At 57.4% G+C, this 23,872-nt stretch carries 24 protein-coding genes, 4 tRNA genes and 1 riboswitch; of the genes, 20 read left to right on the top strand and 8 right to left on the bottom strand.

The features are described 5' to 3' along the window. Positions 1 to 72: 72 nt before the first annotated feature. The 7 genes from AACY49_RS19520 to astE all read left to right on the top strand — a co-directional run bounded on the left by AACY49_RS19520 (position 73) and on the right by astE (position 7,983). The gene (locus AACY49_RS19520; RefSeq protein WP_258699496.1) at positions 73 to 1,293 is read left to right on the top strand and encodes an aspartate aminotransferase family protein; all 1,221 of its coding nucleotides are present in this window, start codon (positions 73 to 75) and stop codon (positions 1,291 to 1,293) included. Positions 1,294 to 1,495: 202 nt separating this feature from the next. Continuing rightward, entirely contained in the window at positions 1,496 to 2,515 is a 1,020-nt protein-coding gene (aruF, locus tag AACY49_RS19515) for an arginine/ornithine succinyltransferase subunit alpha (protein ID WP_258699497.1), read from the top strand. An 81-nt stretch (positions 2,516 to 2,596) separates the two neighbouring features. Next, positions 2,597 to 3,622 carry an arginine N-succinyltransferase gene (astA, locus tag AACY49_RS19510; RefSeq protein WP_320393603.1) on the top strand — a complete coding sequence of 342 codons (1,026 nt, stop codon included), beginning with the start codon at positions 2,597 to 2,599 and terminating at the stop codon, positions 3,620 to 3,622. After that, positions 3,619 to 5,088 (top strand): succinylglutamate-semialdehyde dehydrogenase, encoded by a 1,470-nt coding sequence (gene astD / locus AACY49_RS19505; RefSeq protein WP_339525913.1) that lies wholly within the window; start codon positions 3,619 to 3,621, stop codon positions 5,086 to 5,088. Before astA ends, astD begins: the two co-directional genes overlap by 4 nt. A gap of 162 nt (positions 5,089 to 5,250) precedes the next feature. Next, positions 5,251 to 6,597 (top strand): N-succinylarginine dihydrolase, encoded by a 1,347-nt coding sequence (astB, locus tag AACY49_RS19500; protein WP_339525810.1) that lies wholly within the window; start codon positions 5,251 to 5,253, stop codon positions 6,595 to 6,597. 72 nt (positions 6,598 to 6,669) lie between these two features. Beyond that, positions 6,670 to 6,960, top strand: coding sequence for a topoisomerase II (locus AACY49_RS19495; RefSeq protein WP_258699500.1), 291 nt, complete (start codon positions 6,670 to 6,672; stop codon positions 6,958 to 6,960). A gap of 12 nt (positions 6,961 to 6,972) precedes the next feature. Further along, positions 6,973 to 7,983: a succinylglutamate desuccinylase gene (gene astE, locus AACY49_RS19490; RefSeq protein ID WP_339525808.1), complete on the top strand. Its 1,011-nt coding sequence runs from the start codon at positions 6,973 to 6,975 to the stop codon at positions 7,981 to 7,983. Positions 7,984 to 8,111: 128 nt separating this feature from the next. On the opposite strand, the gene AACY49_RS19485 is transcribed toward astE, so the two are convergent. Continuing rightward, the gene (locus tag AACY49_RS19485; RefSeq protein ID WP_258699502.1) at positions 8,112 to 8,621 is read right to left on the bottom strand and encodes a 6,7-dimethyl-8-ribityllumazine synthase; all 510 of its coding nucleotides are present in this window, start codon (positions 8,619 to 8,621) and stop codon (positions 8,112 to 8,114) included. Positions 8,622 to 8,736: 115 nt separating this feature from the next. Beyond that, a riboswitch (FMN riboswitch) is annotated at positions 8,737 to 8,907 on the bottom strand. A 120-nt stretch (positions 8,908 to 9,027) separates the two neighbouring features. After that, on the bottom strand, positions 9,028 to 9,207 hold the full coding sequence (locus tag AACY49_RS19480; protein ID WP_339525806.1) for a hypothetical protein: 180 nt from the start codon (positions 9,205 to 9,207) through the stop codon (positions 9,028 to 9,030). On the opposite strand from AACY49_RS19480, the gene ltaE reads away from it, so the two are divergent. The 7 genes from ltaE to AACY49_RS19445 all read left to right on the top strand — a co-directional run bounded on the left by ltaE (position 9,206) and on the right by AACY49_RS19445 (position 15,169). Next, positions 9,206 to 10,210, top strand: coding sequence for a low-specificity L-threonine aldolase (gene ltaE, locus AACY49_RS19475; RefSeq protein ID WP_339525803.1), 1,005 nt, complete (start codon positions 9,206 to 9,208; stop codon positions 10,208 to 10,210). The genes AACY49_RS19480 and ltaE overlap by 2 nt on opposite strands. Positions 10,211 to 10,356: 146 nt before the next feature. Beyond that, positions 10,357 to 12,978: an alanine--tRNA ligase gene (gene alaS / locus AACY49_RS19470; RefSeq protein ID WP_258699504.1), complete on the top strand. Its 2,622-nt coding sequence runs from the start codon at positions 10,357 to 10,359 to the stop codon at positions 12,976 to 12,978. A 90-nt stretch (positions 12,979 to 13,068) separates the two neighbouring features. Further along, positions 13,069 to 14,310: an aspartate kinase gene (locus tag AACY49_RS19465; protein WP_105346344.1), complete on the top strand. Its 1,242-nt coding sequence runs from the start codon at positions 13,069 to 13,071 to the stop codon at positions 14,308 to 14,310. 185 nt (positions 14,311 to 14,495) lie between these two features. After that, complete coding sequence (gene csrA, locus AACY49_RS19460) at positions 14,496 to 14,684, top strand: carbon storage regulator CsrA (protein WP_002554426.1); 189 nt, start codon at positions 14,496 to 14,498, stop codon at positions 14,682 to 14,684. A gap of 62 nt (positions 14,685 to 14,746) precedes the next feature. Continuing rightward, positions 14,747 to 14,837: transfer RNA gene (locus AACY49_RS19455), tRNA-Ser, on the top strand. A gap of 107 nt (positions 14,838 to 14,944) precedes the next feature. Continuing rightward, a tRNA-Arg gene (locus AACY49_RS19450) sits at positions 14,945 to 15,021 on the top strand. Positions 15,022 to 15,092: 71 nt separating this feature from the next. After that, positions 15,093 to 15,169, top strand: a tRNA-Arg gene (locus AACY49_RS19445). 19 nt (positions 15,170 to 15,188) lie between these two features. Here AACY49_RS19445 and AACY49_RS19440 read toward each other — a convergent pair. Beyond that, positions 15,189 to 15,707, bottom strand: coding sequence for a cell envelope protein SmpA (locus AACY49_RS19440; RefSeq protein ID WP_339525799.1), 519 nt, complete (start codon positions 15,705 to 15,707; stop codon positions 15,189 to 15,191). Positions 15,708 to 16,028: 321 nt separating this feature from the next. Between AACY49_RS19440 and mgtE the strand changes: the two genes are divergently transcribed. Beyond that, positions 16,029 to 17,471 carry a magnesium transporter gene (gene mgtE / locus AACY49_RS19435; RefSeq protein WP_258699506.1) on the top strand — a complete coding sequence of 481 codons (1,443 nt, stop codon included), beginning with the start codon at positions 16,029 to 16,031 and terminating at the stop codon, positions 17,469 to 17,471. A 171-nt stretch (positions 17,472 to 17,642) separates the two neighbouring features. Here mgtE and AACY49_RS19430 read toward each other — a convergent pair whose 3' ends face one another. Then, positions 17,643 to 17,969 carry an Arc family DNA-binding protein gene (locus AACY49_RS19430; RefSeq protein ID WP_018926380.1) on the bottom strand — a complete coding sequence of 109 codons (327 nt, stop codon included), beginning with the start codon at positions 17,967 to 17,969 and terminating at the stop codon, positions 17,643 to 17,645. A gap of 387 nt (positions 17,970 to 18,356) precedes the next feature. Here AACY49_RS19430 and phnN point away from each other — a divergent pair, with 387 nt between their 5' ends. Then, the gene (gene phnN, locus AACY49_RS19425) at positions 18,357 to 18,929 is read left to right on the top strand and encodes a phosphonate metabolism protein/1,5-bisphosphokinase (PRPP-forming) PhnN (protein ID WP_339525796.1); all 573 of its coding nucleotides are present in this window, start codon (positions 18,357 to 18,359) and stop codon (positions 18,927 to 18,929) included. On the opposite strand, the gene AACY49_RS19420 is transcribed toward phnN, so the two are convergent. Then, positions 18,904 to 19,083 (bottom strand): PA3371 family protein, encoded by a 180-nt coding sequence (locus tag AACY49_RS19420; RefSeq protein ID WP_258699507.1) that lies wholly within the window; start codon positions 19,081 to 19,083, stop codon positions 18,904 to 18,906. The genes phnN and AACY49_RS19420 overlap by 26 nt on opposite strands. Positions 19,084 to 19,105: 22 nt before the next feature. Next, positions 19,106 to 19,339 carry a hypothetical protein gene (locus AACY49_RS19415; protein ID WP_339525794.1) on the bottom strand — a complete coding sequence of 78 codons (234 nt, stop codon included), beginning with the start codon at positions 19,337 to 19,339 and terminating at the stop codon, positions 19,106 to 19,108. A 277-nt stretch (positions 19,340 to 19,616) separates the two neighbouring features. On the opposite strand from AACY49_RS19415, the gene AACY49_RS19410 reads away from it, so the two are divergent. Next, a tRNA-Arg gene (locus AACY49_RS19410) sits at positions 19,617 to 19,693 on the top strand. Positions 19,694 to 19,835: 142 nt separating this feature from the next. Continuing rightward, positions 19,836 to 20,687, top strand: a complete 852-nt coding sequence (locus tag AACY49_RS19405) for a hypothetical protein (RefSeq protein ID WP_339525792.1) — start codon at positions 19,836 to 19,838, stop codon at positions 20,685 to 20,687. Here the strand turns inward: AACY49_RS19405 and AACY49_RS19400 are convergent. After that, positions 20,668 to 21,282, bottom strand: coding sequence for a recombinase family protein (locus AACY49_RS19400; protein WP_339525790.1), 615 nt, complete (start codon positions 21,280 to 21,282; stop codon positions 20,668 to 20,670). The genes AACY49_RS19405 and AACY49_RS19400 overlap by 20 nt on opposite strands. A 163-nt stretch (positions 21,283 to 21,445) precedes the next feature. Between AACY49_RS19400 and AACY49_RS19395 the strand changes: the two genes are divergently transcribed. Beyond that, entirely contained in the window at positions 21,446 to 22,108 is a 663-nt protein-coding gene (locus AACY49_RS19395; RefSeq protein WP_339525788.1) for a DUF4145 domain-containing protein, read from the top strand. Between the two features lie 559 nt (positions 22,109 to 22,667). On the opposite strand, the gene AACY49_RS19390 is transcribed toward AACY49_RS19395, so the two are convergent. Beyond that, positions 22,668 to 23,324: a hypothetical protein gene (locus AACY49_RS19390; RefSeq protein ID WP_339525786.1), complete on the bottom strand. Its 657-nt coding sequence runs from the start codon at positions 23,322 to 23,324 to the stop codon at positions 22,668 to 22,670. Positions 23,325 to 23,568: 244 nt separating this feature from the next. Here AACY49_RS19390 and AACY49_RS19385 point away from each other — a divergent pair. Further along, positions 23,569 to 23,872, top strand: a 304-nt coding sequence (locus AACY49_RS19385) for a transposase (RefSeq protein ID WP_445262650.1), incomplete at its 3' end; no start/stop codon positions are given.

Below are 23,872 nucleotides of genomic sequence, written 5' to 3'. Positions count from 1 at the left end.
GCTGAAAACTGTCCTTACAATCCCCTCATCGCTCGCCAGTTTCAGGCGAGTGTTCCTCATCAGGAGACTCCGATGTCCGTTGAGCACGCTGCGGTAGAACGCGCTGATTTTGACCAGGTAATGGTTCCCAACTACGCGCCAGCCGCCTTCATTCCTGTGCGTGGCGCCGGTTCCCGTGTCTGGGACCAGTCTGGCCGCGAGCTGATCGACTTCGCCGGCGGGATTGCCGTTAACGTATTGGGCCATGCGCACCCGGCGTTGGTTGCTGCATTGACCGAGCAGGCGAACAAGCTGTGGCACGTATCCAACGTGTTCACCAATGAGCCGGCCTTGCGCCTGGCCCATAAGCTGGTCGACGCCACGTTTGCCGAGCGTGTGTTCTTCTGCAACTCCGGCGCCGAAGCCAACGAGGCCGCCTTCAAGCTGGCCCGTCGCGTGGCCCATGACCGTTTCGGTACCGAGAAGTACGAAATCGTCGCTGCGCTCAACAGCTTCCACGGCCGTACCCTGTTCACCGTGAACGTCGGTGGCCAGTCGAAGTACTCCGACGGCTTCGGTCCGAAAATCACCGGCATTACCCACGTGCCTTACAACGATCTGGCCGCGCTGAAAGCCGCTGTTTCCGACAAGACCTGCGCGGTGGTGCTGGAGCCGATCCAGGGTGAAGGCGGCGTACTGCCGGCCGAGCTGTCCTACCTGCAAGGTGCTCGTGAGCTGTGCGACGCGCACAATGCATTGCTGGTCTTCGACGAAGTCCAGACCGGCATGGGCCGTAGCGGCGAGCTGTTCGCCTACATGCATTACGGCGTGACCCCGGACATCCTGACCAGCGCCAAGAGCCTGGGCGGCGGTTTCCCGATCGCAGCGATGCTGACCACCGAAGACCTGGCCAAACACCTGGTCGTTGGCACCCACGGCACCACGTACGGTGGCAACCCGCTGGCGTGTGCTGTCGCTGAGGCAGTAATCGACGTGATCAACACGCCTGAAGTGCTGAACGGCGTCAAAGCCAAGCACGACAAGTTCAAGACCCGTCTTGAGCAGATTGGCGAGAAATACGGCCTCTTCACTCAGGTCCGTGGCCTGGGCCTGTTGCTCGGTTGCGTGCTGAGCGATGCCTGGAAGGGCAAGGCCAAGGACATCTTCAACGCCGCCGAGCGTGAAGGCCTGATGATTCTGCAAGCAGGCCCGGACGTGATTCGTTTCGCCCCAAGCCTGGTGGTTGAAGACGCCGATATCGATGCCGGTCTGGACCGTTTCGAACGCGCCGCGGCCAAGCTGACGCAAGCCTGATAGTCCCTTCGACGCCTGGACTGTTCAGGCGTCGAATCAATTTTTTTGTGCTGGGCACAATACGTGTGGGAGCGGGCTTACCCGCGATGAGGGCCTGACAGCCGACTTCATTGTTATCTGACAGGACGCTATCGCGGGCAAGCCCGCTTCCACATGAGCCGGGCATTTTTCTGATGAATTTTTTCGAGAAAGGAGTGACACCATGCTGGTGATGCGCCCCGCGCAAATGGCTGATCTGGGCGAGGTACAGCGTCTGGCTGCGGACAGCCCGATTGGTGTCACTTCCTTGCCGGATGACGTTGAACGCCTGAGCGACAAGATCGCAGCAAGCGAAGCCTCGTTCGCTGCCGAAGTGAGCTTCAACGGTGAAGAGAGCTATTTCTTCGTGCTCGAAGATACCGCCACCGGCAAGCTGGTCGGTTGTTCGGCCATCGTTGCCTCGGCCGGTTATTCCGAGCCGTTCTACAGCTTCCGTAATGAAACCTTCGTGCACGCTTCCCGCGAGCTGAAGATTCACAACAAGATTCACGTGCTCTCCCAGTGCCACGACCTGACCGGCAACAGCTTGCTGACCAGCTTCTACGTGCAGCGCGAGTTGGTGGGATCGCCTTGGGCTGAACTCAATTCCCGTGGCCGTCTGCTGTTCGTGGCCAGCCACCCGGAGCGCTTTGCCGATTCCGTGGTGACCGAGATCGTCGGCTACAGCGACGAAAATGGCGACTCGCCGTTCTGGGACGCCATCGGTCGCAACTTCTTCGACCTCAACTATGCCGCTGCCGAGCGTCTGTGCGGTCTGAAGAGCCGGACCTTCCTGGCCGAGCTGATGCCGCATTACCCGATCTACGTGCCGCTGCTGCCGGACTCCGCTCAAGAGGCGATGGGCCAGGTGCACCCACGGGCGCAAATCACGTTCGACATCCTGATGCGCGAAGGCTTCGAGACCGATCACTACATCGACATTTTCGACGGTGGCCCGACCCTGCATGCCCGCGTCTCGGGGATCCGTTCGATCGCCCAGAGCCGTGTGGTCCCGGTGAAAATCGGTGAGCCGGTCAAAGGCGCCGGTCGTCAGTACCTGGTGGCCAACGCCCAGTTGCAGGATTACCGCGCCGTTTTGCTCGAGCTCGATTACGCGCCAGGCAAACCCGTGACCCTGGATCTGGAAGCGGCCGAAGCCCTGGGCGTCGGTGAAGGTGCCAGCGTGCGCCTGGTGGCGGTTTAACGCCTGCTTTAATCCTGGAGAGCATCCTGGAAAGCAGCGAAGTTTCACGGGTGGCGTCTGCGGCCCGTTTGAGGAGATAGCATGATCGTTCGTCCCGTACGCAGCAGCGACTTACCCGCTCTGATCGACCTGGCCCGCAGCACCGGCACCGGCCTGACTACCTTGCCGGCCAACGAAGAACGTCTGGCCCATCGGGTCGGCTGGGCCGAGAAAACCTTCCGCGGCGACGCCGGGCGGGGCGATGCGGACTACCTGTTCGTGCTCGAAGATGACAATGGCCGCGTGGTGGGCATTTCCGCCATTGCCGGCGCCGTCGGTCTGCGTGAGCCCTGGTACAACTTCCGGGTGGGCCTGACAGTCAGCGCCTCGCAAGAGCTGAACATCTACCGCGAAATTCCGACGCTGTTCCTGGCCAATGACCTGACCGGCAACTCTGAATTGTGCTCGCTGTTCCTGCACGCCGATTACCGCAGTGGCCTCAATGGCCGCATGCTGGCCAAGGCGCGTCTGCTGTTCATCGCCGAATTCCCGCAACTGTTCGGCAACAAGATCATCGCCGAGATGCGCGGCATGTCCGACGCAGCAGGGCGTTCGCCGTTCTGGGAAAGCCTGGGCCGGCACTTCTTCAAGATGGAATTCAGCCAGGCCGATTACCTGACGGGTGTGGGCAACAAGGCATTCATCGCCGAACTGATGCCGAAATTCCCGCTGTACACCTGCTTCCTGTCGGAAGATGCGCGCAACGTGATCGGCCAGGTTCATCCGGACACCGAGCCGGCCCTGGCGATGCTCAAGAGCGAAGGCTTCAGTTACCAAGGCTACGTCGACATCTTCGACGCAGGTCCCGCGGTGGAGTGCGAAACCACCAAGATCCGCGCGGTGCGCGACAGCCAGGCGCTGGTGCTGGCCATCGGCACTCCGGGTGATGACGCCACGCCGTTCCTGATTCATAACCGCAAGCGAGAAGACTGCCGGATCACTGCCGCGCCAGCACGCTTCGCTGCCGGTACTTTGGTGGTTGATCCGCTGACCGCCAAACGTCTTCAACTCAACGCTGGCGATCAAGTGCGCGCCGTTCCGTTGTCTGTAGCTCGGGAGTCGAAATAATGAATTCGCTATACATCGCCGGTGAATGGCTGGCCGGCCAGGGTGAAAACTTTCAATCGGTAAACCCGGTGACCCAGCAAGTGCTGTGGGCCGGCGAGGGCGCCACTACCGCTCAGGTCGAGTCGGCTGTGCAAGCCGCGCGTCAGGCGTTCCCGGGCTGGGCCCGTCGTACCCTGGAAGAGCGCATCAGCGTGCTGGAAGCCTTTGCCGCCGCACTGAAGAATCACGCTGACGAGCTGGCTCGCACCATCGGTGAAGAAACCGGCAAACCCCTGTGGGAAGCGGCGACCGAAGTCACCAGCATGATCAACAAGATCGCGATCTCGGTGCAGAGCTACCGCGAACGGACTGGCGAGAAGAGCGGCCCGCTGGGCGACGCCACCGCTGTATTGCGTCACAAACCGCACGGCGTGGTGGCGGTGTTCGGTCCTTACAACTTCCCCGGTCACTTGCCGAACGGTCACATTGTGCCGGCGCTGCTGGCCGGCAACAGTGTGCTGTTCAAGCCAAGCGAACTGACCCCGAAAGTCGCCGAGCTGACGGTCAAGTGCTGGATCGAAGCCGGTCTGCCGGCCGGCGTGCTGAACCTGCTGCAAGGCGCTCGCGAAACCGGTATCGCCCTGGCGGCGAACCCGGGCATTGACGGTCTGTTCTTCACCGGTTCCAGCCGTACCGGCAATCACCTGCACAAGCAGTTTTCCGGCCGTCCAGACAAGATTCTCGCGCTGGAAATGGGTGGTAACAACCCGCTGGTGGTGGATCAGGTTGCGGATCTCGATGCTGCCGTTTACACCATCATTCAGTCGGCATTCATTTCTGCCGGCCAGCGTTGCACCTGCGCTCGTCGCTTGCTGGTGCCGCAAGGCGCCTGGGGCGATACGCTGCTGGCGCGTCTGGTGGCGGTCAGCTCGACCCTTTCAGTCGGTGCGTTCGACCAGCAACCGGCGCCGTTCATGGGCTCGGTGATTTCCCTCGGCGCCGCGAAAGCCCTGATGGAAGCGCAAGAACATCTGCTGGCCAACGGCGCAGTGGCGCTGTTGGAAATGACTCAGCCTCAGGCTCAGGCTGCCTTGCTGACCCCTGGCATTCTGGACGTGACAGCGGTTGCCGATCGTCCCGACGAAGAGCTGTTCGGTCCGCTGCTGCAAGTGATCCGCTACGCTGATTTTGAAGCGGCGATCGCTGAAGCCAACGACACCGCCTATGGCCTGGCGGCCGGTCTGCTGTCGGATTCCGAAGCGCGTTATCAGCAGTTCTGGCTGGAAAGCCGGGCCGGTATCGTCAACTGGAACAAGCAGTTGACTGGTGCGGCGAGCAGCGCGCCATTCGGCGGCGTCGGCGCCTCGGGCAACCACCGCGCCAGCGCCTACTACGCCGCAGATTACTGCGCGTACCCGGTGGCCTCGCTGGAGACCCCGAACTTGGTGTTGCCTGCTGCTTTGACGCCTGGCGTGAAGATGGCGTAACGCCAATCGCGGGCAAGCCCGCTCCCACAGGATTTGCGTTGGCCACAACATGTGTGAACACCACCGAACCTGTGGGAGCGGGCTTGCCCGCGAAGGCCGCGACGCGGTCTCAAAGAATAGTTACTGAAGCCTATAACAACAGATTCTCGTGGAGCCTCGCTGATGAAATCCTATGAAGTCAATTTTGACGGTCTAGTGGGGCCGACCCATAACTACGGCGGCCTGTCCTACGGCAACGTCGCGTCCCAGAGCAACAGCCAGCAATCTTCCAATCCGAAGGAAGCCGCGCTGCAAGGCCTGGCGAAGATGAAAGCGCTGATGGAAATGGGCTTTCAGCAAGGCGTGCTGGCACCACAGGAACGTCCGGATGTCGGGGCGCTGCGCCGCCTGGGTTTCAGCGGCACCGATGCGCAAGTGATCGAGCAAGCCGCCAAAGATGCGATGCCACTGCTGGTCGCCAGTTGCTCGGCGTCGAGCATGTGGGTGGCCAACGCCGCCACTGTCAGCCCGAGCGCCGACACCGCGGATGGCCGTGTGCATTTCACCGCCGCCAACCTCAACTGCAAATACCACCGCAGCATCGAACACCCGACCACCAGTCGCGTGCTGGGCGCGATGTTCGCTGACCAGAAACACTTCGCTCACCACGCCGCGTTGCCGGCCGTGGCGCAGTTCGGCGACGAAGGCGCTGCCAACCACACCCGCTTCTGCCGTGACTACGGTGAGGCCGGCGTCGAGTTTTTCGTGTTCGGTCGCAGCGCGTTCGACACCCGTTATCCGGCACCGCAGAAGTACCCGGCGCGCCAGACCCTCGAAGCGTCCCAGGCTGTCGCGCGTCTGCATGGCCTGAGTGATGACGGCGTGGTCTACGCCCAGCAGAATCCTTCGGTGATCGATCAGGGCGTGTTTCACAACGACGTGATCGCCGTGGGCAACGGCGAGGTGCTGTTCTATCACGAGGACGCCTTCCTCGACACCGACCAGATGCTCGCTGAGCTACAAGGCAAACTCGCAAAAGTCGGTGGGAAATTTCAGTCGATCTGCGTACCGCGTTCCGCGGTCACCGTGGAAGACGCCGTTCGTTCCTACCTGTTCAATAGCCAGCTGCTGTCGCGTCCTGACGGCTCCATGTTGTTGATCGTGCCGGAAGAATGCCGTGGCAACGAACGTGTCTGGCAGTACCTGCAAGGCCTGACCGGCTCTGGCGGCCTGATCCGTGAAGTGAAAGTTTTCGATCTCAAGCAGAGCATGCAGAACGGCGGCGGCCCGGCTTGCCTGCGGCTGCGCGTCGCACTCAACGAAACCGAACTGGCGGCCGTCAACCAAGGGGTTATCATGACGGCACCGTTGTACGGCACGTTGACCGAATGGGTCGACAAGCACTACCGCGACCGCATGACCGAAAACGATCTGGCGGACCCGCAATTGCTGCTTGAGTGCCGGACGGCACTGGATGAACTGACGCAAATCCTTAAACTGGGCGCGGTTTATCCATTCCAGATCAATTGATAGCCGGCGCGCCTTGGCTTTTTATATGAACGGCAAGCGCGCCGCTTAATCTCCAGACGAGAGCGTAAATACATGAGCGATACCCTGCAGCTGATCCTTGAAGACACCGACGGCACGCAACTGGAAACGTCCTGCACCCGCGTCGCGGTCATGTGGCAAGGCAAAGAGCTGTGGATCCAGCAGGACGGCCGTGGCCAGTTGCTGATCGGCGTGGACGTCGAAGAAGGTGATGCTGAATACGCCAACCTGCTGTTGCGCCCGTTGGCGACTAATCTGGTAAGTCTGCAACTGGAGATGGAACCGGCCGACCTCAGTGATGATGAGGACCACGTGCACGGCCCGGATTGCAATCACGACCACTAAGGAAGCCGCTCTATGCTCGCCCTCGGCAAACTGCTTGAACTGACCCTCGCCGGCCGCGAACCGGCGGAGAAGACTCAACTGACTGTCGAAGGCGTGCGGATGCGCTGGTTGAGCGAAGGTGCGCTGGAAGTCCGGCCACCTGAAGCTCGCGACAACGGCCTGGACCTGCTGCTTTCGGCCGGCATCCATGGCAACGAAACAGCGCCGATCGAGCTGCTCGATCGCCTGTTGCATGACATCGCCCGCGGTGGCTTGAAGCCGCGCGCACGTATTCTGTTCCTGTTCGGCAACCCCGAGGCCATCCGCCGCGGTGAGCGTTTCATCGAGCAGGACGTCAATCGGCTGTTCAACGGCCGTCACGAACAAAGCAGCGGTTCCGAGGCATTGCGCGCTTGTGAGCTAGAGCGGCTGGCAGCGACTTTCTTCAGCCTGCCGGACCGCAGTCGACTGCACTACGACCTGCACACGGCGATTCGCGGCTCGAAGATTGAGCAATTCGCGTTGTACCCCTGGAAAGAAGATCGACAGCATTCCCGTCAGGAACTGGCTCGCCTGCGCGCCGCGGGCATGGAAGCGGTGCTGCTGCAAAACAAGCCGTCCATCGTGTTCAGCTCGTATACCTATGACAAGCTCGGTGCCGAGTCCTTCACCCTCGAACTGGGCAAGGCAAGACCGTTCGGACAGAACGATGGGGTCAACGTCAGCCTGCTTGAAGCCCGCCTGAAGCAGATCATCGAAGGCACCGAGCCGCCAATGACCGATGAAGGGCTGGAAGGTTTGCAGCTGTTCAGCGTCGCGCGGGAAGTCATCAAGCACAGCGATAGCTTTCGCCTGAACCTGCCGGCGGATATCGAAAACTTTTCGGAGTTGAAGGTGGGGTATGTGCTGGCCGAGGACATCGCCAACACCCGCTGGGTCATCGAAGAGAAGGGCGCCCGGATCATCTTCCCGAACCCCAAGGTCAAGAACGGCCTGCGCGCCGGCATCCTGATCGTGCCGACCACCGACGAAAACCTGGCCTGACCCTGATCTCTGGCTCGACATAAATCCTTGTGGGAGCGGGCTTGCCCGCGATAACGGACTGTCAGTCGATAATTAGGGTGACTGACACACCGCTATCGCGGGCAAGCCCGCTCCCACAGGTTTTGTGTTTAAACGGCTACCGCGCGGGGTTCGCTGCGGCGCAATGCGCGGGTCTTGTGCAGCGTATCCGCGCAAGTCTTCGCCGCTTCCTGACCTTTATGCACGAAATGCTCGAAGAAGAACTTCTGATGTTCTTCGCCGGCATGGAAGTGGTGCGGGGTCAAAACCACTGAGAACACCGGCACTTCGGTTTCCAGCTGAACCTGCATCAGGCCGCTGATCACCGACTGGGCGACGAATTCGTGGCGATAGATGCCGCCGTCGACCACCAGGCCCGCCGCGACGATGCCGGCATAACGACCGGACTTGGCCAGCAGTTTGGCGTGCAGCGGAATTTCAAAGGCGCCGCCAACTTCGAAGAAATCGATGTCCGACTCCTGATAACCCTGGGCAATCATTTCGGTGACGAAGCCTTTACGGCTCTGGTCGACGATTTCCTTGTGCCAGCAGGCCTGGATGAACGCGACGCGCTCGCCCTGATGGTTTTTGCTTTTGCTATCGATTGCGGTGGGTTGCATGTTCTGACTCCTGTTTGTGTGAAAAACAGGGCGTTATGAATCGAATGGGATTTAAGGGTACGCAGGCACAAATGCCTGCGGACGGCGCTTTGGTATAGAGCCCAGGCGGCGTCAATCCCGTTCTCTCTTCATCCGGACTATGACCGTCGGCCCCGGGATCACACCGGGTCTGCTGACCTTGCCGCCATCACAGCCATTGCCGTGCCTGACGCCAAGCGCTCGCGGGCTATGCGCATTGCGCGCAATTACCGCCGGTGGGGAATTACACCCCGCCCTGAGAACGTTTTGCCGCCCGTTTGTTTGGCGGCGAAGCGTTTTTAGCACATATTTCCGTGGCGTGCATGCCAATACCCGTCAATCAAAATGCAGAACCTGTGGGAGCGGGCTTGCCCGCGATAGCGAACTGTCAGTCGATAACCAAGGTGACTGACACAATGCTATCGCGGGCAAGCCCACTCCACATGGATTGCGCTTTTTCGAAGACGTAAAGCGTCTTTTCCTCGCTCAAGGCTTGATTATTTGTCGGCATGACCGCAGTAATTCCATCCTGAAAGGGATTTTCCCTGCTAACCGAGGCCAGATTCATGAGCGTTATCGATCTTCGCAGCGACACCGTCACCCAACCGACCGCAGGGATGCTCGACGCGATGGCCAACGCGGCCACCGGTGACGACGTTTATGGCGAAGATCCGACGGTCAATCGTCTGGAAGCCGAACTGGCAAGACGATTGGGTTTTGCCGCGGCGTTGTTTGTCCCGACGGGCACCATGAGCAATCTTCTAGGCTTGATGGCTCATTGCGGGCGCGGCGACGAGTACATTGTCGGCCAGCAGGCCCATACCTATAAGTACGAAGGTGGCGGCGCGGCAGTGCTCGGTTCGATCCAGCCGCAACCACTGGAAGTACAAGCCGACGGTTCGCTGGACCTGGCGCAGGTCGCCGCCGCGATCAAACCGGATGATTTCCACTTCGCCCGCACCCGCTTGCTGGCACTGGAAAACACTATGCAGGGCAAGGTGCTGCCGTTGGAGTATCTGGCCCAGGCTCGCCGCTTCACTCGTGAGCATGGCCTGGCGCTGCATCTGGATGGCGCGCGGCTCTACAACGCGGCGGTCAAGCTGGGTGTCGATGCCCGGGAGATCACTCAGCATTTCGATTCGGTCTCGGTCTGCCTGTCCAAAGGCCTGGGCGCACCGATTGGTTCGGTCCTGTGCGGCTCGGTCGAGTTGATTGCCAAGGCACGACGTTTGCGCAAGATGGTCGGCGGCGGCATGCGTCAGGCCGGGATTCTCGCGGCGGCGGGGCTGTATGCGCTGGATAATAATGTTCAGCGCCTGGCCGACGACCACGCCAATGCACAGTTGCTGGCCGAGGGACTACGGGCGGCGGGCTATGAAGTCGAGCCGGTGCAGACCAACATGGTTTACGTGGCAATGGGCGACAAGGCCGAAGCGATCAAGGCCTTCGCCGCGACACGCGGGATCAAACTCAGCGCTGCCGGTCGTCTGCGAATGGTCACGCACATGGACGTCAGCCGTGCGCAAATCGAGCAGGTCGTCGCTACATTCGTCGACTTTTCCCGCAACTGATCGCGTTAGCGGTCCAATTGACTGTTTCTATCGTATAAACACGCTGTACCCCGCGCGCTGGGCCGATATAATGCGGCCCTTTGCCGTCGCTTCGTCTGTTGACGTTTCGCACAGGCCTTTGGCCGCAGCCTCCGTGGAAGAACCTAATGAAAAGCGCAGAAATCCGTGAAGCCTTCCTTCGCTTCTTCGAAGAGCAAGGCCACACCCGTGTAGCCTCCAGCTCTTTGATTCCGGGCAACGACCCAACCCTGCTGTTCACTAACGCGGGGATGAACCAGTTCAAGGACTGCTTCCTGGGCCAGGAAAAGCGCGCGTACACCCGCGCCGTCAGCAGTCAGAAATGCGTGCGCGCCGGCGGCAAGCACAACGACCTGGAAAACGTCGGCTATACCGCCCGTCACCACACCTTCTTCGAAATGCTGGGTAACTTCAGCTTCGGTGATTATTTCAAGCGTGACGCCATCACCTACGCCTGGAACTTCCTGACCTGCGAGAAGTGGCTGAACCTGCCGAAAGAAAAGCTCTGGGTCACCGTCTACGCCAGCGATGACGAGGCGTACGACATCTGGACCAAGGAGATCGGCGTTCCGGCCGAGCGCATGGTTCGCATCGGCGACAACAAGGGTGCGCCATACGCTTCCGACAACTTCTGGACCATGGGCGATACCGGCCCGTGCGGTCCTTGCACCGAGATTTTCTACGATCACGGCGCCGACATCTGGGGTGGCCCGCCGGGCTCGCCGGAAGAAGACGGCGACCGTTACATCGAGATCTGGAACAACGTGTTCATGCAGTTCAACCGCACCGCCGATGGCGTGTTGCACCCGTTGCCTGCGCCGTCGGTGGACACCGGCATGGGCCTGGAGCGGATCAGTGCCGTGCTGCAGCACGTTCACTCGAACTATGAAATCGACCTGTTCCAGAGCCTGCTGAGTGCATCGGCCAAGGCCATCGGTTGCACCAACGACGCTCAGGCATCCCTGAAAGTCGTGGCTGACCACATCCGCTCCTGCGGCTTCCTGATTGCCGACGGCGTGCTGCCGTCCAACGAAGGCCGCGGTTATGTGCTGCGCCGGATCATTCGCCGCGCTTGCCGTCACGGCAACAAACTGGGTGCCAAGGGCAGCTTCTTCTACCAGATCGTTGCGGCGTTGGTCGCCGAGATGGGCGAAGCGTTCCCTGAGCTGAAATCCCAGCAGGCGCACATCGAGCGCGTGCTGAAAGCCGAAGAAGAGCAGTTCGCCAAAACCCTGGAACAGGGCCTGAAGATCCTCGAGCAGGATCTGGCCGAACTCAAAGGCGACGTGGTACCGGGCGACGTGGTGTTCAAGCTTTACGACACTTACGGCTTCCCGATGGACCTGACCGGCGACATCGCGCGTGAGCGCAGCCTGACCATCGACGAAGCAGGCTTTGAGCGCGAAATGGAAGCCCAGCGCGTCCGTGCCCGCTCCGCCAGCTCCTTTGGCATGGACTACAACAGCCTGGTCAAGGTTGATGTGGCCACCGAGTTCACCGGTTACACCGCTCACAGTGGTTCTGCCAAAATCGTTGCTCTCTATAAAGACGGGCAATCGGTTGACGTATTGAGCGAAGGCGAAGAGGGTGTGGTCGTTCTCGATCAGACGCCGTTCTATGCGGAATCCGGTGGTCAGATTGGTGATTGCGGCTTCCTGCAGGCTGGCGCTGCGCGTTTCGACGTACGCGACACCACCAAGACCGGCGGTGCGTTCTTGCACCACGGTGTGCTGGATTCGGGCAGCCTGATCGTGGGCACTCCGGTCGAGACTCATGTGGATGCCGAAGTGCGTCACGCGACTTCGCTGAACCACTCGGCGACTCACTTGCTGCACGCCGCATTGCGCCAGGTGCTGGGCGAGCATGTTCAGCAGAAAGGTTCGTTGGTCGACAGTCAGCGTCTACGCTTTGACTTCAGCCACTTTGAAGCGATCAAGCCTGAACAACTGAAAGCGCTGGAAGAAATCGTCAACGCCGAAATTCGCAAGAACTCCGAAGTTGAAACCGAAGAAACCGATATCGATACCGCCAAGCAAAAAGGCGCCATGGCGCTGTTCGGCGAGAAGTACGGCGATAGCGTGCGCGTACTGAGCATGGGTGACTTCTCTGTCGAGCTGTGCGGTGGTATCCATGCCAATCGCACCGGCGACATCGGCTTGCTGAAAATCATCAGCGAAGGCGGTGTGGCCTCCGGTGTGCGGCGTATCGAGGCTGTGACCGGCGCAGCAGCGCTGGCCTACTTGAACGCGGCTGAAGAACAACTCAAGGAAGCGGCCAACCTGGTCAAGGGCAGCCGCGATAACCTGATCGACAAGCTGTCGGCTGTGCTGGAGCGCAACCGTCTGCTGGAGAAGCAACTCGAGCAGTTGCAGGCCAAGGCGGCCAGCGCGGCGGGCGACGATCTGTCGGCTTCTGCTTTGGACGTCAAAGGCGTGAAAGTGCTGGCCGTGCGTCTGGACGGTCAGGACGGCAAGGCGCTGTTGGCGCTGGTCGATCAACTGAAAAACAAACTCGGCCGCGCAGTGATCCTGCTCGGCAGTGTCCATGAGGAAAAGGTCGTACTGGTTGCAGGCGTGACCAAAGACCTGACTGGCCAACTCAAAGCCGGTGATTTGATGAAGCAGGCTGCTGCGGCAGTGGGCGGGAAGGGCGGTGGTCGTCCAGATATGGCGCAGGGCGGTGGTACTGACGCTGGCGCACTGGATGCTGCATTGGCCCTGACTGTTCCATTTGTAGAGCAGGGTTTATAAGGCAGTGTGTATGGCCCGCGGTCTAGTGGCGGGCCAGAACGCTGTTTGAGTGATTATTGGGCGCCCTTCATGGGCAGAGGCGGCTTTGAAATGGCTTTGATCGTACAGAAATTTGGAGGCACCTCAGTCGGCACTGTCGAGAGAATCGAGCAGGTCGCCGACAAGGTTAAGAAATTCCGCGATGCGGGCGATGACCTGGTGGTTGTGCTGTCTGCAATGAGCGGCGAAACCAACCGTCTGATCGATCTGGCCAAGCAAATCAGTGGTGACGGCCAACCGGTTCCTCGCGAGCTGGATGTGATCGTTTCCACCGGTGAGCAGGTGACGATTGCACTGTTGGCCATGGCGCTGATCAAGCGCGGCGTGCCAGCGGTGTCGTACACCGGTAATCAGGTACGGATTCTGACGGATAGCGCGCACAATAAAGCGCGTATCTTGCAGATTGATGACCAGAAGATTCGCGGTGACCTGAAGGCCGGTCGTGTGGTGGTTGTCGCCGGTTTCCAGGGCGTCGACGAGCACGGCAATATCACCACGCTCGGTCGTGGCGGTTCCGACACCACTGGCGTGGCGCTGGCGGCGGCACTGAAGGCTGACGAGTGCCAGATCTACACTGACGTCGACGGCGTCTACACCACCGACCCGCGTGTGGTGTCCGTGGCTCAGCGTCTGGACAAGATCACCTTTGAAGAGATGCTGGAAATGGCCAGCCTCGGTTCCAAGGTATTGCAGATCCGTGCGGTCGAGTTCGCCGGCAAGTACAACGTTCCGCTGCGCGTACTGCACAGCTTCAAGGAGGGTCCGGGCACCCTCATTACTATTGATGAAGAGGAAACCATGGAACAGCCGATCATTTCCGGCATCGCTTTCAACCGCGATGAAGCCAAGCTGACCATCCGTGGCGTGCCAGACACCCCGGGCGTGGCGTTCAAGATTCTCGGCCCGATCAGTGCCGCGAACATCGAAGTCGATATGATCGTGCAGAACGTCGCGCACGATAACACCACCGACTTCACCTTCACTGTGCACCGCAACGACTACCAGGCGGCGCAAACCGTACTGGAAAACACCGCTCGCGAGATCGGTGCCCGTGAAGTCGTGGGCGACACCAAGATTGCCAAGGTCTCGATCGTCGGCGTCGGCATGCGCTCCCACGCGGGCGTGGCCAGCCGTATGTTCGAATCCCTGGCGAAAGAAAGCATCAACATCCAGATGATCTCGACCTCGGAAATCAAGGTGTCCGTGGTGATCGAAGAGAAGTACCTGGAACTGGCTGTGCGCGCGCTGCACACAGCTTTCGAACTGGACGCGCCGGCCCGACAGGGCGAGTGATGCGTTCCCCGAAGGGCGCGGTCTGACCGCGCCCTTCGTTTTTTGAATGGTGCGTACCAAAGCTGTTCTTTTGCTCGCGCTAGTCAATACTCAGGCATGTAGGGCTACGATCGTTCCGGTTGTAGGTCGAATGCCTTTTTTTTGCAGACTGTTGTCCCTGAAATGAAATGCGTGAGGAGAAAGGTATGCTGATTCTGACTCGTCGGTGCGCAGAAAGCCTGATTATTGGTGATGGCGAAATCACCGTGACCGTGCTCGGCGTTAAAGGAAATCAAGTGCGTATTGGTGTCAATGCCCCGAAAGAGGTTGCTGTGCACCGTGAAGAAATTTACCTGCGTATAAAGAAAGAGAAGGACGAAGAACCAAGCCATTAATTTTTATCGTTTTTTATGTTTGCAAACGGGGAAAAGGTTGGTTAAGATACGCCCCGTGTTGCGGAGAGCTGGCCGAGTGGCCGAAGGCGCTCCCCTGCTAAGGGAGTACACCTCAAAAGGGTGTCGGGGGTTCGAATCCCCCGTTCTCCGCCATTATTTGCTTAGTACGTTGTAATCTGGCTTTTTCGGTAAGTTGTTGAAATTACTAGAAAAAGTGCTTTACAAAAAGATTTAACGGCCTATAATGCGCGGCAACAAATGCACTCGTAGCTCAGCTGGATAGAGTACTCGGCTACGAACCGAGCGGTCACAGGTTCGAATCCTGTCGAGTGCACCATTTAAGAGTTGTTTGCAGTAATGTGAATAACTTGGCTCCAACCAGTTGTGATCTGGTATAAAAACACAAATGCACTCGTAGCTCAGCTGGATAGAGTACTCGGCTACGAACCGAGCGGTCACAGGTTCGAATCCTGTCGAGTGCACCAAACACCAAAAAGCCCGCGTTTAACGCGGGCTTTTTGCCGTCTGCGATTTGGCTTTTCCTTTGGTACAACCCTTCTCATCGAACTCGACGTGAGCACTACGCCCTCGCTTGTTGTCATAGCGGTAGCTCGTGGCTGAATTGCGGGTGCTGATCTTGTCGGGCTTGCCGAGAGCGCTTTCGACTTCTTGTTGAGTCATGCCAGCGACGACCCGCTGATTGATGATCGCTATGCGGCGCTCCTTCGCGCTGAGCAGATTTCCACATTTGTCCTCGGGCTGGCCAACGACCGTCGGCGCTCTTCTTTGGATTTTCATACCTGATGTTTCGCGAAACTCGGCTTCTGGCATCAGGGCTGTCGTGCTCCCGGGTATGAAGGTGTGAACGTCCTGAAGTGAAAGGTTTTCTCCGGCCGTACAGCTCAAGGTCGTGAAGGTGATGCGCCCATCAGGGGCTTCACACCGGTGAACGGTCGTGGCAAGCGCCCGGGGCGGCAGGCAGAGCAGGGCGGCAAGCAAAAAATAATGTGCATTCCATGGCATTCGGCGTCCTCCTTGACGGTCCTTATCAAGGGTAGCCGTTACATTTTTCGATGATGGTGTGTTTTCTTTTCAGGATAAGTCGTCGCAGTTCCATGGATCAGCACCGCGCTCAGGTTTGTCTCGCAAGCGCTTGTTTCAGCCGCGATTTTTTAACGTTTAAAACCATCAGGCGGTGTTATCATTGCGCCCGTCAGCCCCGCCGGGGCTTGTGGAATACCTCCATGGACTTACCCAGTAGTTACTCAGTACCCCGTTTTTACAATCATGAATTGACTGATTGATCCTTCCGGCGTGCCCCGCTGCTGGGAGTGGAGTTCGCCTATGTCTGAAGCTGAAGTAAAGAAAACGCAGGAAAGCTTGCAGGACCGCCTCGCTCAAGTCGTTGAGCTGCTGCAACGCCAGCGGGTGGTCGAAGACCTGACTCATCGCCAGGAAGGTCCGCATCACGACCGGGTCGAGAACCTGGTTCACCGGCAAAACCTCGTCGAGTTGCAACGCAAGCTCGATGATCTGCACTCCGCTGACGTTGCCTACATCCTTGAAGCCTTGCCGCTGGACGATCGTCTGACCGTCTGGCAATTGGTCAAGGCCGATCGCGACGGCGACATTCTGCTTGAAGTATCCGATTCGGTTCGTGAGACCCTGATCGCCGACATGGACGATCACGAGCTCCTGGCTGCGGCCAAGGACATGGATGCCGACGAACTGGCTGACCTGGCCTCCGAGCTGCCGAGAGACGTCGTCCACGAGCTGATGGAAACCCTCGATGGCCAACAGCGTGAGCGCGTCCGCTCCGCGTTGTCCTATGACGAGGAGCAGGTCGGTGCGCTGATGGACTTCGAGATGGTGACCATCCGTGAGGATGTCAGTCTCGAAGTGGTTTTGCGTTACCTGCGTCGCCTCAAGGAGCTACCGGGTCACACCGACAAACTGTTCGTGGTCGATTACGACGGCGTGCTCAAGGGCGTGTTGCCGATCAAGCGTCTGCTGGTCAACGACCCGGAAAAACAGGTGTCGGAAGTCATGGCCAGCGACCCGGTGAGTTTTCATCCGGACGAAGACGCCTACGAGGCCGCTCAGGCGTTCGAGCGTTACGACTTGATCTCGGCGCCGGTGGTCGACAAGAACGGCAAGCTGATCGGTCGTCTGACCATCGATGAAATGGTCGACCTGATTCGTGAAGAGAGCGAAAACGAAGTTCTCAACATGGCGGGTCTGCGCGAAGAGGAAGATATTTTCGCGTCAGTCTGGAAATCCCTGCGCAACCGTTGGGCCTGGCTGGCGGTGAACCTGATTACCGCGTTCGTTGCATCCCGGGTGATCGGTCTGTTCGAAGGCTCCATTGAAAAACTGGTAGCACTCGCGGCATTGATGCCGATCGTGGCGGGTATCGGCGGCAACTCGGGTAACCAGACGATCACCATGATCGTTCGCGCCATGGCGCTGGATCAGGTCAGCACCGGCAATACGTCGCGGCTGATGCGCAAGGAGTTGGCGGTCGGCTTGATCAATGGCCTGGTCTGGGGTGGGGTGATTGGTGTGGTGTCCTATCTGCTTTATGGCAGTTGGTCCCTGGGCGTGGTAATGACTGCCGCCATGACGCTTAACCTGTTGCTTGCGGCATTAATGGGGGTCTTGATTCCGATGACCCTGGCGCGGCTTGGGCGCGACCCGGCAATGGGCGCCAGCGTGATGATCACTGCCATGACTGACAGTGGTGGCTTTTTCATCTTCCTCGGGTTGGCGACAATTTTCCTGCTCTGACGTCCTGCTTTAAAGGAACCCGCTCAATTGGCAAATGCCAGTCAGTTAAAGCGCTGAACCTGTGGGGGCGGGCTTAACTGACAGGCATTAGCCCAATCGGCGGGTTTTTTTTGCCCGAATTTCAGGCAAAAAAAAGCCAGCAATTACGCTGGCTTGAGCTTTCGGGATGAATCAGGAAACGTCTGCGGCCATTTCGGCGTCATGGGCGATCAGCGAAACCAAAGCGTTTTGCTGGCGATGGGAGAGTTGGCGGAAGCGTTGCAGCAGTTCACGTTCGTGCAATGACAGCTCGGGGCTGTCCAGGCGCATGCTTAATTCTTCGCCCAACGCGCCTTCCTGAATAAGACTCTGTTCAAGGCGCGCGATGATTTCGGAATTCATGCTGCGATGATGATTGCGAGCCACCTCGGCAATGCGTTCACGCATTCCGTCTGGCAGACGTACGACGAACTTGTCAGCCGTACGGCTGGAATAAATTGCCTGTTTCAATGGGCGCATAAATTTAACCGGTTAGTTCAGGGGAGCGGTTCTCGGGATTGGCCGCAGGATGTCAGATAGGACAAGCGCTCCGACCAAATGTTCAACCTGAATTGATAGAGGCGCGCATCATGCCTCAAATTAGCCAGATCATTGGCGTCAATTCTGTGACAAATATTGATCCGGGTAAAGGCTTAATGCCAGCACCTATTATCAGAAATGCGGACTGGTTTGAAAACAATCCATGAGTCCGTATCGCTGACCGCGTCCTCTTGCCCGACAGATGATGCCCGAAGACCCCTGAAGGTGCATGCTACGCGGATTCGATCCTTGTTCCTTGCCTTTATACAGGATAGTGGCAAATGGCCGATTTACTAGGGCAGACGGATGGTATGGAATGATTTCGGGATGGATGGCAGGCTGATTTACTTGATGGGGCCTTCCGGATCCGGCAAGGACAGCCTTATCGAAACCGCTCGTGAGCCCTTGCGGGCACGCAATTGCGAGGTGGTGCGCCGGGTTATTACGCGCTCGGCTGAGTCCGTGGGTGAAGACGCCATCGAGGTATCCCGCAAAGAGTTCGAACGACGCAGAAGCCAAGGGGATTTTGCGCTGTCGTGGCAAGCCAATGGGCTGGATTACGGTATTCCTGTGCGCATAGACCAATGGCTCAAGGACGGGCGAGATGTGTTGATCAATGGTTCGCGCGGACACCTGGCTGATGCGCAGCAGCGCTATCCCACGCTATTTCCGGTGCTGTTGACGGTCAAGGATGAAGTCCTGCGAGAGCGCCTGCTACGGCGGGGGCGTGAGAACCCGGCAGAAATTGAAGCAAGACTGCGCCGCAATGCGCTGTTCACGGCTGGCGATTCAATCGGTGATACGCGGATACATCGACTGGATAACTCCGGCGACCTTGCTGTCACGGTCGCTAATCTTCTGAAGCTGCTGAGCCTCAGCGCAAAACCGGATCGAACTTGATCTTGCGCCCGGCGATCAGCGCCAGCACGAACAGCGTACCAAACATGCCGCAGGCAATCAGGGGCAGGGTGACGACCGTGTCCTGGAACAATGACAGATGAAGAATGCCACTCAGTAAAGCGAGGACGAAAAATCCTGCGGCTGATTTGGACATGCTGTGCTCCTGATGGGGTGATTCAAAATACCAAGCGTTCGAAAGACTGTGTGCGCAGCTGAATACGCTCCTGGCTCACCTCTTGGCAGACAACACCGGGCTGATCGCTCATGACCGCCAATTGAGGCGCTTTTTGCAGCTGCAGGTAATGGGGTATGCGTTGGGCAACCGTCGCCGCATCGTTTTCGGGGAAGAATTGAAAACCCAACAGAACCACCAGGGCGACTGCATTCGCGACTAAAAGAGCGCTGTTCATGGGGCTGATCTCCCTCGTTCATTGAGAACAGTCGAAGCAGCCCGCATGCCAAAAGTTTAGCGGCTATTAAATCCTTTAAAAACAAAGAATTAAGATATTTTCACAAAATACCGTCGTTGCATTTTTACGGCGATGCAATTTGCACGGTAAACAAAGCCACGCTACCGTGAGGCGTCTGCCTACACTTAAAAAGCCCTACGGATGACATGACAAACGCGGGCCTGCCCGTTAACATGCACGCCGTCCATCGCTGCGCATTCCTTTGCCGGCGACGTGTGTCTCAGTAGCTCAATTGGATAGAGCATCCCCCTCCTAAGGGGAAGGTTGGCAGTTCGAACCTGCCCTGGGACACCATATAATTCGGGCCTTTCAGCCTGTTACCTAGGTAGCATCATTTTTTGGTGACAGCAGGGTGACAGCAGTAGGTCTAAAAAGCCCCGCTCAGATTTAGCCTGACGGGGCTTTTTCATTTCTGTCCGCCATCTCCAGGATGTGTATGGAAACATTGACGAATTTTGCTTTGACCACAGCCACCTCCGCCGGGATCAGCGCACTGCTCGTGGCCATTCTTGGATGGCTCTGTAGGGCTTGGATAACCGAACGCCTGAAAGGGAGCATCAAGCATGAATATGACGATCGACTGGAAAAGCTAAAGGCTGAACTGAAAACGCAAGGAGACGCCCACTTGGCCTCCTTGAAAGCTGAAGTGGATCGGCAGGCAGAAAAACTTCGGATAGCTGCAACATCTTTTTCTGAAGTTCAGAAAGCAACCATCACGAAAAAAATCGAAGCAGTAGATGTACTTTGGTTGGGGGTAATTCAGGCTCGTAAGGCCTTTCCCGGCATCTTGTCGCTAACTGACATTCTCACTGATGAGGAAATGAAAGGCTTCTACACCGATCCGTCATTGCGTCCGTATTCGGCGCGGATGGGCGATATTGTCGAGATGGACTACTTCAGCGCCGGGCTCGAAGAGGTGGAGCGGATGCGACCCCATTTAGGCGAGTACATCTGGGCGCTCTACGTCACGTATCGTACCGTCTTGGGGCGATCGATTGTGCTCATCAAAAAAGGTAAGGAGCAGCCTCAGAAGATCGCTTGGCACCAAGACGAAAATATCAAGATGCTCATTGCGTCCGCATTTGGTGAAAAGGGCTTCAGAGAGTTCGAAGAGTTAAAGTTTGCTAGGTATCGTTGGCTTACCTCGCAGTTCGACCTGCTGCTATTCAAAGCGATCGATACGTTGCTCACCGGAAAAAGCTTCAGCGAAGCGGCACTGCAACAAGCCCAAGAGATGGAAGGGCTAATCAGCTCTGGCGCTCGCACTACTACTGAGTTGCGTCCCTAATCCGAAGGACTGTAGTGGTGGAACAGTCAGCGTGTCGCGCTGTTGCTCGTATCCCAAGGCCGGCTTTTAGTAGCTCTTTAACTCTCTTGTGCAGATCCTCATCTACCGGCCGACCCTGGTACTTGCCAGCAGCTTTCGCCTTCTCGATACCTTGAGCCTGGCGTTCGCGGCGCTGCTCGTAATCCTTGCGCGCGATCGCGGCCATCATTTCCACCAGCATTGAGTTGATCGCTCCCAGCATCCGGCCGGTGAACTCGTCGCCCTTGGTATCCTGCATTCCCTGGTGGCTGGTTGGCAGATCGAGCGCGACGATGCGCAAGCCCTTGGAATCGATCGCGGCCTTGAGCTTCTGCCAGTCCTCTACAGGAAGGCGTGAGAGGCGGTCTATCGACTCCACCAGCAATACGTCACCCTTGCGCGCATCTTTGAGCAGACGCAGCAGCTCAGGCCTGTCTGCGGTCGCGCCGCTGGCGTTCTCCAGGTACTCACTCGCGATGACCTTGTTGTGGTCGGTGGCGAATTGCTCGAGCGATGCCCGGCCGCGGCTGGCGTCCTGTTCTTCGGTCGAAGCTCGGAGGTATGCACGGATGAACATGATGGGTGCCTGTATCAGTTAGGGTGTTCTCCTAATACTGTTTCACTTTGGGTGTTACTTATCAAGCGAAAAGGCTGAAAAAGGCAAAATCTGCCCGTATCTGAATGGGCACACCCGAACAATGCATTACACTCGAGGCATTTAGCCATAAAGAGGAGTGTCTATGGTTGCCAGATATGAAGCACCTACATTTCAGGGTAAGGCGTTCACTTGCCTTCATCCGGAATGCATGACTCTCACGTCGATGAGCTGGACTGCGCTCATAGGTAGGAAATGGGGCGATGCTTTTTCGACCGATTACTGGTATTGCAAATGTGATCACTGTGAACAGAACAGCGTTTGGCTGCGTTATGGCGAAGGTGACGATGAAGGCCGACTGATCTACCCAAACCAGCTTTCAGTTCCTCATGGTCACGAGGCTATGCCGAAGGAATGCCTAGCCGATTTTGATGAAGCACGGGAAATTTGCGAGCGCTCTCCTAGAGGGGCCGCGGCGTTGCTCAGATTGTGTCTTCAGAAGCTATTGGTTCACTTGGGAGGCAAGGGGGAGAAGATTGATACGGATATCAAGGCGCTCGTTGCAAGCGGTCTTGATGTGCACGTTCAGCAAGCTCTCGACGTGATTCGCGTCACTGGCAATAATGCAGTCCATCCGCTGGAAATGAACCTGGAAGACGATCATGACAGCGTTCTTGTGCTCTTCGAGATGATCAATTTCATTGTCGAGGAGCGCATCAGTCGACCACTGAAGACAAAGAGTCGATTCGCAAATCTTCCCGAAAAAGCTCGTCAGGCAATACAAAAGCGGGATAAGCCCAAGGCGTGATGTGAGCAGTTTTGCGCGCATCCGCGCTGCTCTACTCAATTGGAAAGCTCCTCCACTGTGGTACGCAGGGCGATCTGGTTTTGGTTCTGTGCGTTGAGTAAGCCAGCTATCAGTGTGTTGTTCATTGCATTCCTCCATGTGAATCCGAAGGGTAGCAGGGCACTCGGTATGCGGCCGGCCAGCGTTTGGTAATGGTGCCGGCGCTACCACTCTCAAGAATCGGCTGAAAACTTAGCCCATCGACCCGCGGAAGCCGTTTCTTTGAGATCAAAACGTCTCATGTCGCGATATTTCACTGTGGGAGCGTGGTATCGCAGGGGGGTTACCTGGGGAGGGGAGATGCACTCAAACCTGAGGGCATTAGCCAGATGCGCGGAATTCTGCTCGTATCTCGTCCCAGCACCTGATGTGCTCAGATTTGAGCATGCCAACGATGGTCCAGTTTTGGACTATCCCCACTTTCAGATTTGCCTGGTCAACGTTAGATAGCGGTGGGTTCAGTTATGGAAGTAGGGGGGAATGCTGGTTAGATTTAGTGATAATTGTGATGGTCTCCTAATCAATCTCGTATGGTTTTAGTTATTATGCTGGACACTCTGTCGACTTTTCCCTCGACTTCTATGCGAGCGGTTTCAAGAAGCTCGGAAATTGGCCTTGAATCGTTGCCGAACTTAAGATTTAGCCACACTTCTGACAAGAAGGAGAGCAGTGAGGTTGTTTCATTCCATACATCTGTGGATATGAACGGTCTACTAGCATATGCAATTCCGTCAGCCGCGTTTATCTTCGATTGGAAATCATCTACTGTTTCTTCAATATATCGATTTTTAAGTTCAATGGCGCGATCGCACTCATAGTCTTCAATCTCTGCCCTGCTGACACCATATAGGTCAGCTAAAGTCCAAGGGTTGATGTCGTCGCTTATTCTGTTGAGAGCAACCAGTGCTATCGATACTGCTCCCCACAGTTCTTTATAAGTGGCTACCTCATCTTTGGCTATAGCAGAGTGAAATCCTTTAAATCTTTCAATGTCGCGATTAAACTTTGCTTTAAGGTGCTCCAGATTTACTGCTGATTCAATGCGCATTTTTTCTAGTCTATCTGAAATAACCCCTTTTAAAGCCTCTAAGCCAAATGCTTTGGCGGCAGCAAGTAGCCCAATTATCAAGCCGCTCCAGGCAGCTGCGTTATTTATATCACCCATATCTATAGCCATTTTAGCTTCCCTTCTTCGAGTAATGCTCGTTAAGCGGAGATGACTTTATATTAGCAAAGGATTTTCCATTGAGTGGCAACGGCTCAACTGTGTGCGACTCAAGAATTTTTTAAATTAAGAGGGAATGCTTCTCTTTTGATTTTGAGCTTTGCCTTGGGGGAGGGAGCAGGGCGGTGAACGAGCCCCATGAAAGACAGGACACCGTTTCCCCCTTACGATAAGGGATAGGCAAACGGTTATGTTTATGACTAACAGCAACGATAAGAGTGGGGAGCTTTTGGGCCAGGAGCGGCGGCGCCGCTGGAGCCCAGAGCAAAAACTGGCCATGGTTCGCGAGAGCCTTGAGCCAGGACAAAGCGTTTCGGTGGTGGCTCGGCGTAATGGCATCAATGCCAACCAGTTGTTCCTGTGGCGCAAGCTGTACCAGGACGGCAGCCTGTCGGCGGTCAGTGCAGGCGAAGCCGTGGTGCCTGCCTCCGAGCTGAGCGATGCGCTCAAGCAGATCCGTGAACTGCAACGGATGCTGGGCAAGAAAACGATGGAAGCAG

Origin of the sequence: Pseudomonas sp. EL_65y_Pfl2_R96, from assembly GCF_963970905.1 — a bacterium.
Classification (GTDB): domain Bacteria; phylum Pseudomonadota; class Gammaproteobacteria; order Pseudomonadales; family Pseudomonadaceae; genus Aquipseudomonas.
This window is presented reverse-complemented; position numbering and strand designations above follow the sequence as displayed.

Excerpts from the sequence above, each read along its gene's own strand:
- AACY49_RS19520 (WP_258699496.1), top strand. The coding sequence starts at position 73 with ATGTCCGTTGAGCACGCTGCGGTAGAACGCGCTGATTTTGACCAGGTA.
- aruF (WP_258699497.1), top strand. The coding sequence starts at position 1,496 with ATGCTGGTGATGCGCCCCGCGCAAATGGCTGATCTGGGCGAGGTACAG.
- astA (WP_320393603.1), top strand. The coding sequence starts at position 2,597 with ATGATCGTTCGTCCCGTACGCAGCAGCGACTTACCCGCTCTGATCGAC.
- astB (WP_339525810.1), top strand. The coding sequence starts at position 5,251 with ATGAAATCCTATGAAGTCAATTTTGACGGTCTAGTGGGGCCGACCCAT.
- AACY49_RS19495 (WP_258699500.1), top strand. The coding sequence starts at position 6,670 with ATGAGCGATACCCTGCAGCTGATCCTTGAAGACACCGACGGCACGCAA.
- astE (WP_339525808.1), top strand. The coding sequence starts at position 6,973 with ATGCTCGCCCTCGGCAAACTGCTTGAACTGACCCTCGCCGGCCGCGAA.
- AACY49_RS19485 (WP_258699502.1), bottom strand. The coding sequence starts at position 8,621 with ATGCAACCCACCGCAATCGATAGCAAAAGCAAAAACCATCAGGGCGAG.
- ltaE (WP_339525803.1), top strand. The coding sequence starts at position 9,206 with ATGAGCGTTATCGATCTTCGCAGCGACACCGTCACCCAACCGACCGCA.
- AACY49_RS19480 (WP_339525806.1), bottom strand. The coding sequence starts at position 9,207 with ATGAATCTGGCCTCGGTTAGCAGGGAAAATCCCTTTCAGGATGGAATT.
- alaS (WP_258699504.1), top strand. The coding sequence starts at position 10,357 with ATGAAAAGCGCAGAAATCCGTGAAGCCTTCCTTCGCTTCTTCGAAGAG.
- AACY49_RS19465 (WP_105346344.1), top strand. The coding sequence starts at position 13,069 with ATGGCTTTGATCGTACAGAAATTTGGAGGCACCTCAGTCGGCACTGTC.
- csrA (WP_002554426.1), top strand. The coding sequence starts at position 14,496 with ATGCTGATTCTGACTCGTCGGTGCGCAGAAAGCCTGATTATTGGTGAT.
- AACY49_RS19440 (WP_339525799.1), bottom strand. The coding sequence starts at position 15,707 with ATGCCATGGAATGCACATTATTTTTTGCTTGCCGCCCTGCTCTGCCTG.
- mgtE (WP_258699506.1), top strand. The coding sequence starts at position 16,029 with ATGTCTGAAGCTGAAGTAAAGAAAACGCAGGAAAGCTTGCAGGACCGC.
- AACY49_RS19430 (WP_018926380.1), bottom strand. The coding sequence starts at position 17,969 with ATGCGCCCATTGAAACAGGCAATTTATTCCAGCCGTACGGCTGACAAG.
- phnN (WP_339525796.1), top strand. The coding sequence starts at position 18,357 with ATGGATGGCAGGCTGATTTACTTGATGGGGCCTTCCGGATCCGGCAAG.
- AACY49_RS19420 (WP_258699507.1), bottom strand. The coding sequence starts at position 19,083 with ATGTCCAAATCAGCCGCAGGATTTTTCGTCCTCGCTTTACTGAGTGGC.
- AACY49_RS19415 (WP_339525794.1), bottom strand. The coding sequence starts at position 19,339 with ATGAACAGCGCTCTTTTAGTCGCGAATGCAGTCGCCCTGGTGGTTCTG.
- AACY49_RS19405 (WP_339525792.1), top strand. The coding sequence starts at position 19,836 with ATGGAAACATTGACGAATTTTGCTTTGACCACAGCCACCTCCGCCGGG.
- AACY49_RS19400 (WP_339525790.1), bottom strand. The coding sequence starts at position 21,282 with ATGTTCATCCGTGCATACCTCCGAGCTTCGACCGAAGAACAGGACGCC.
- AACY49_RS19395 (WP_339525788.1), top strand. The coding sequence starts at position 21,446 with ATGGTTGCCAGATATGAAGCACCTACATTTCAGGGTAAGGCGTTCACT.
- AACY49_RS19390 (WP_339525786.1), bottom strand. The coding sequence starts at position 23,324 with ATGGCTATAGATATGGGTGATATAAATAACGCAGCTGCCTGGAGCGGC.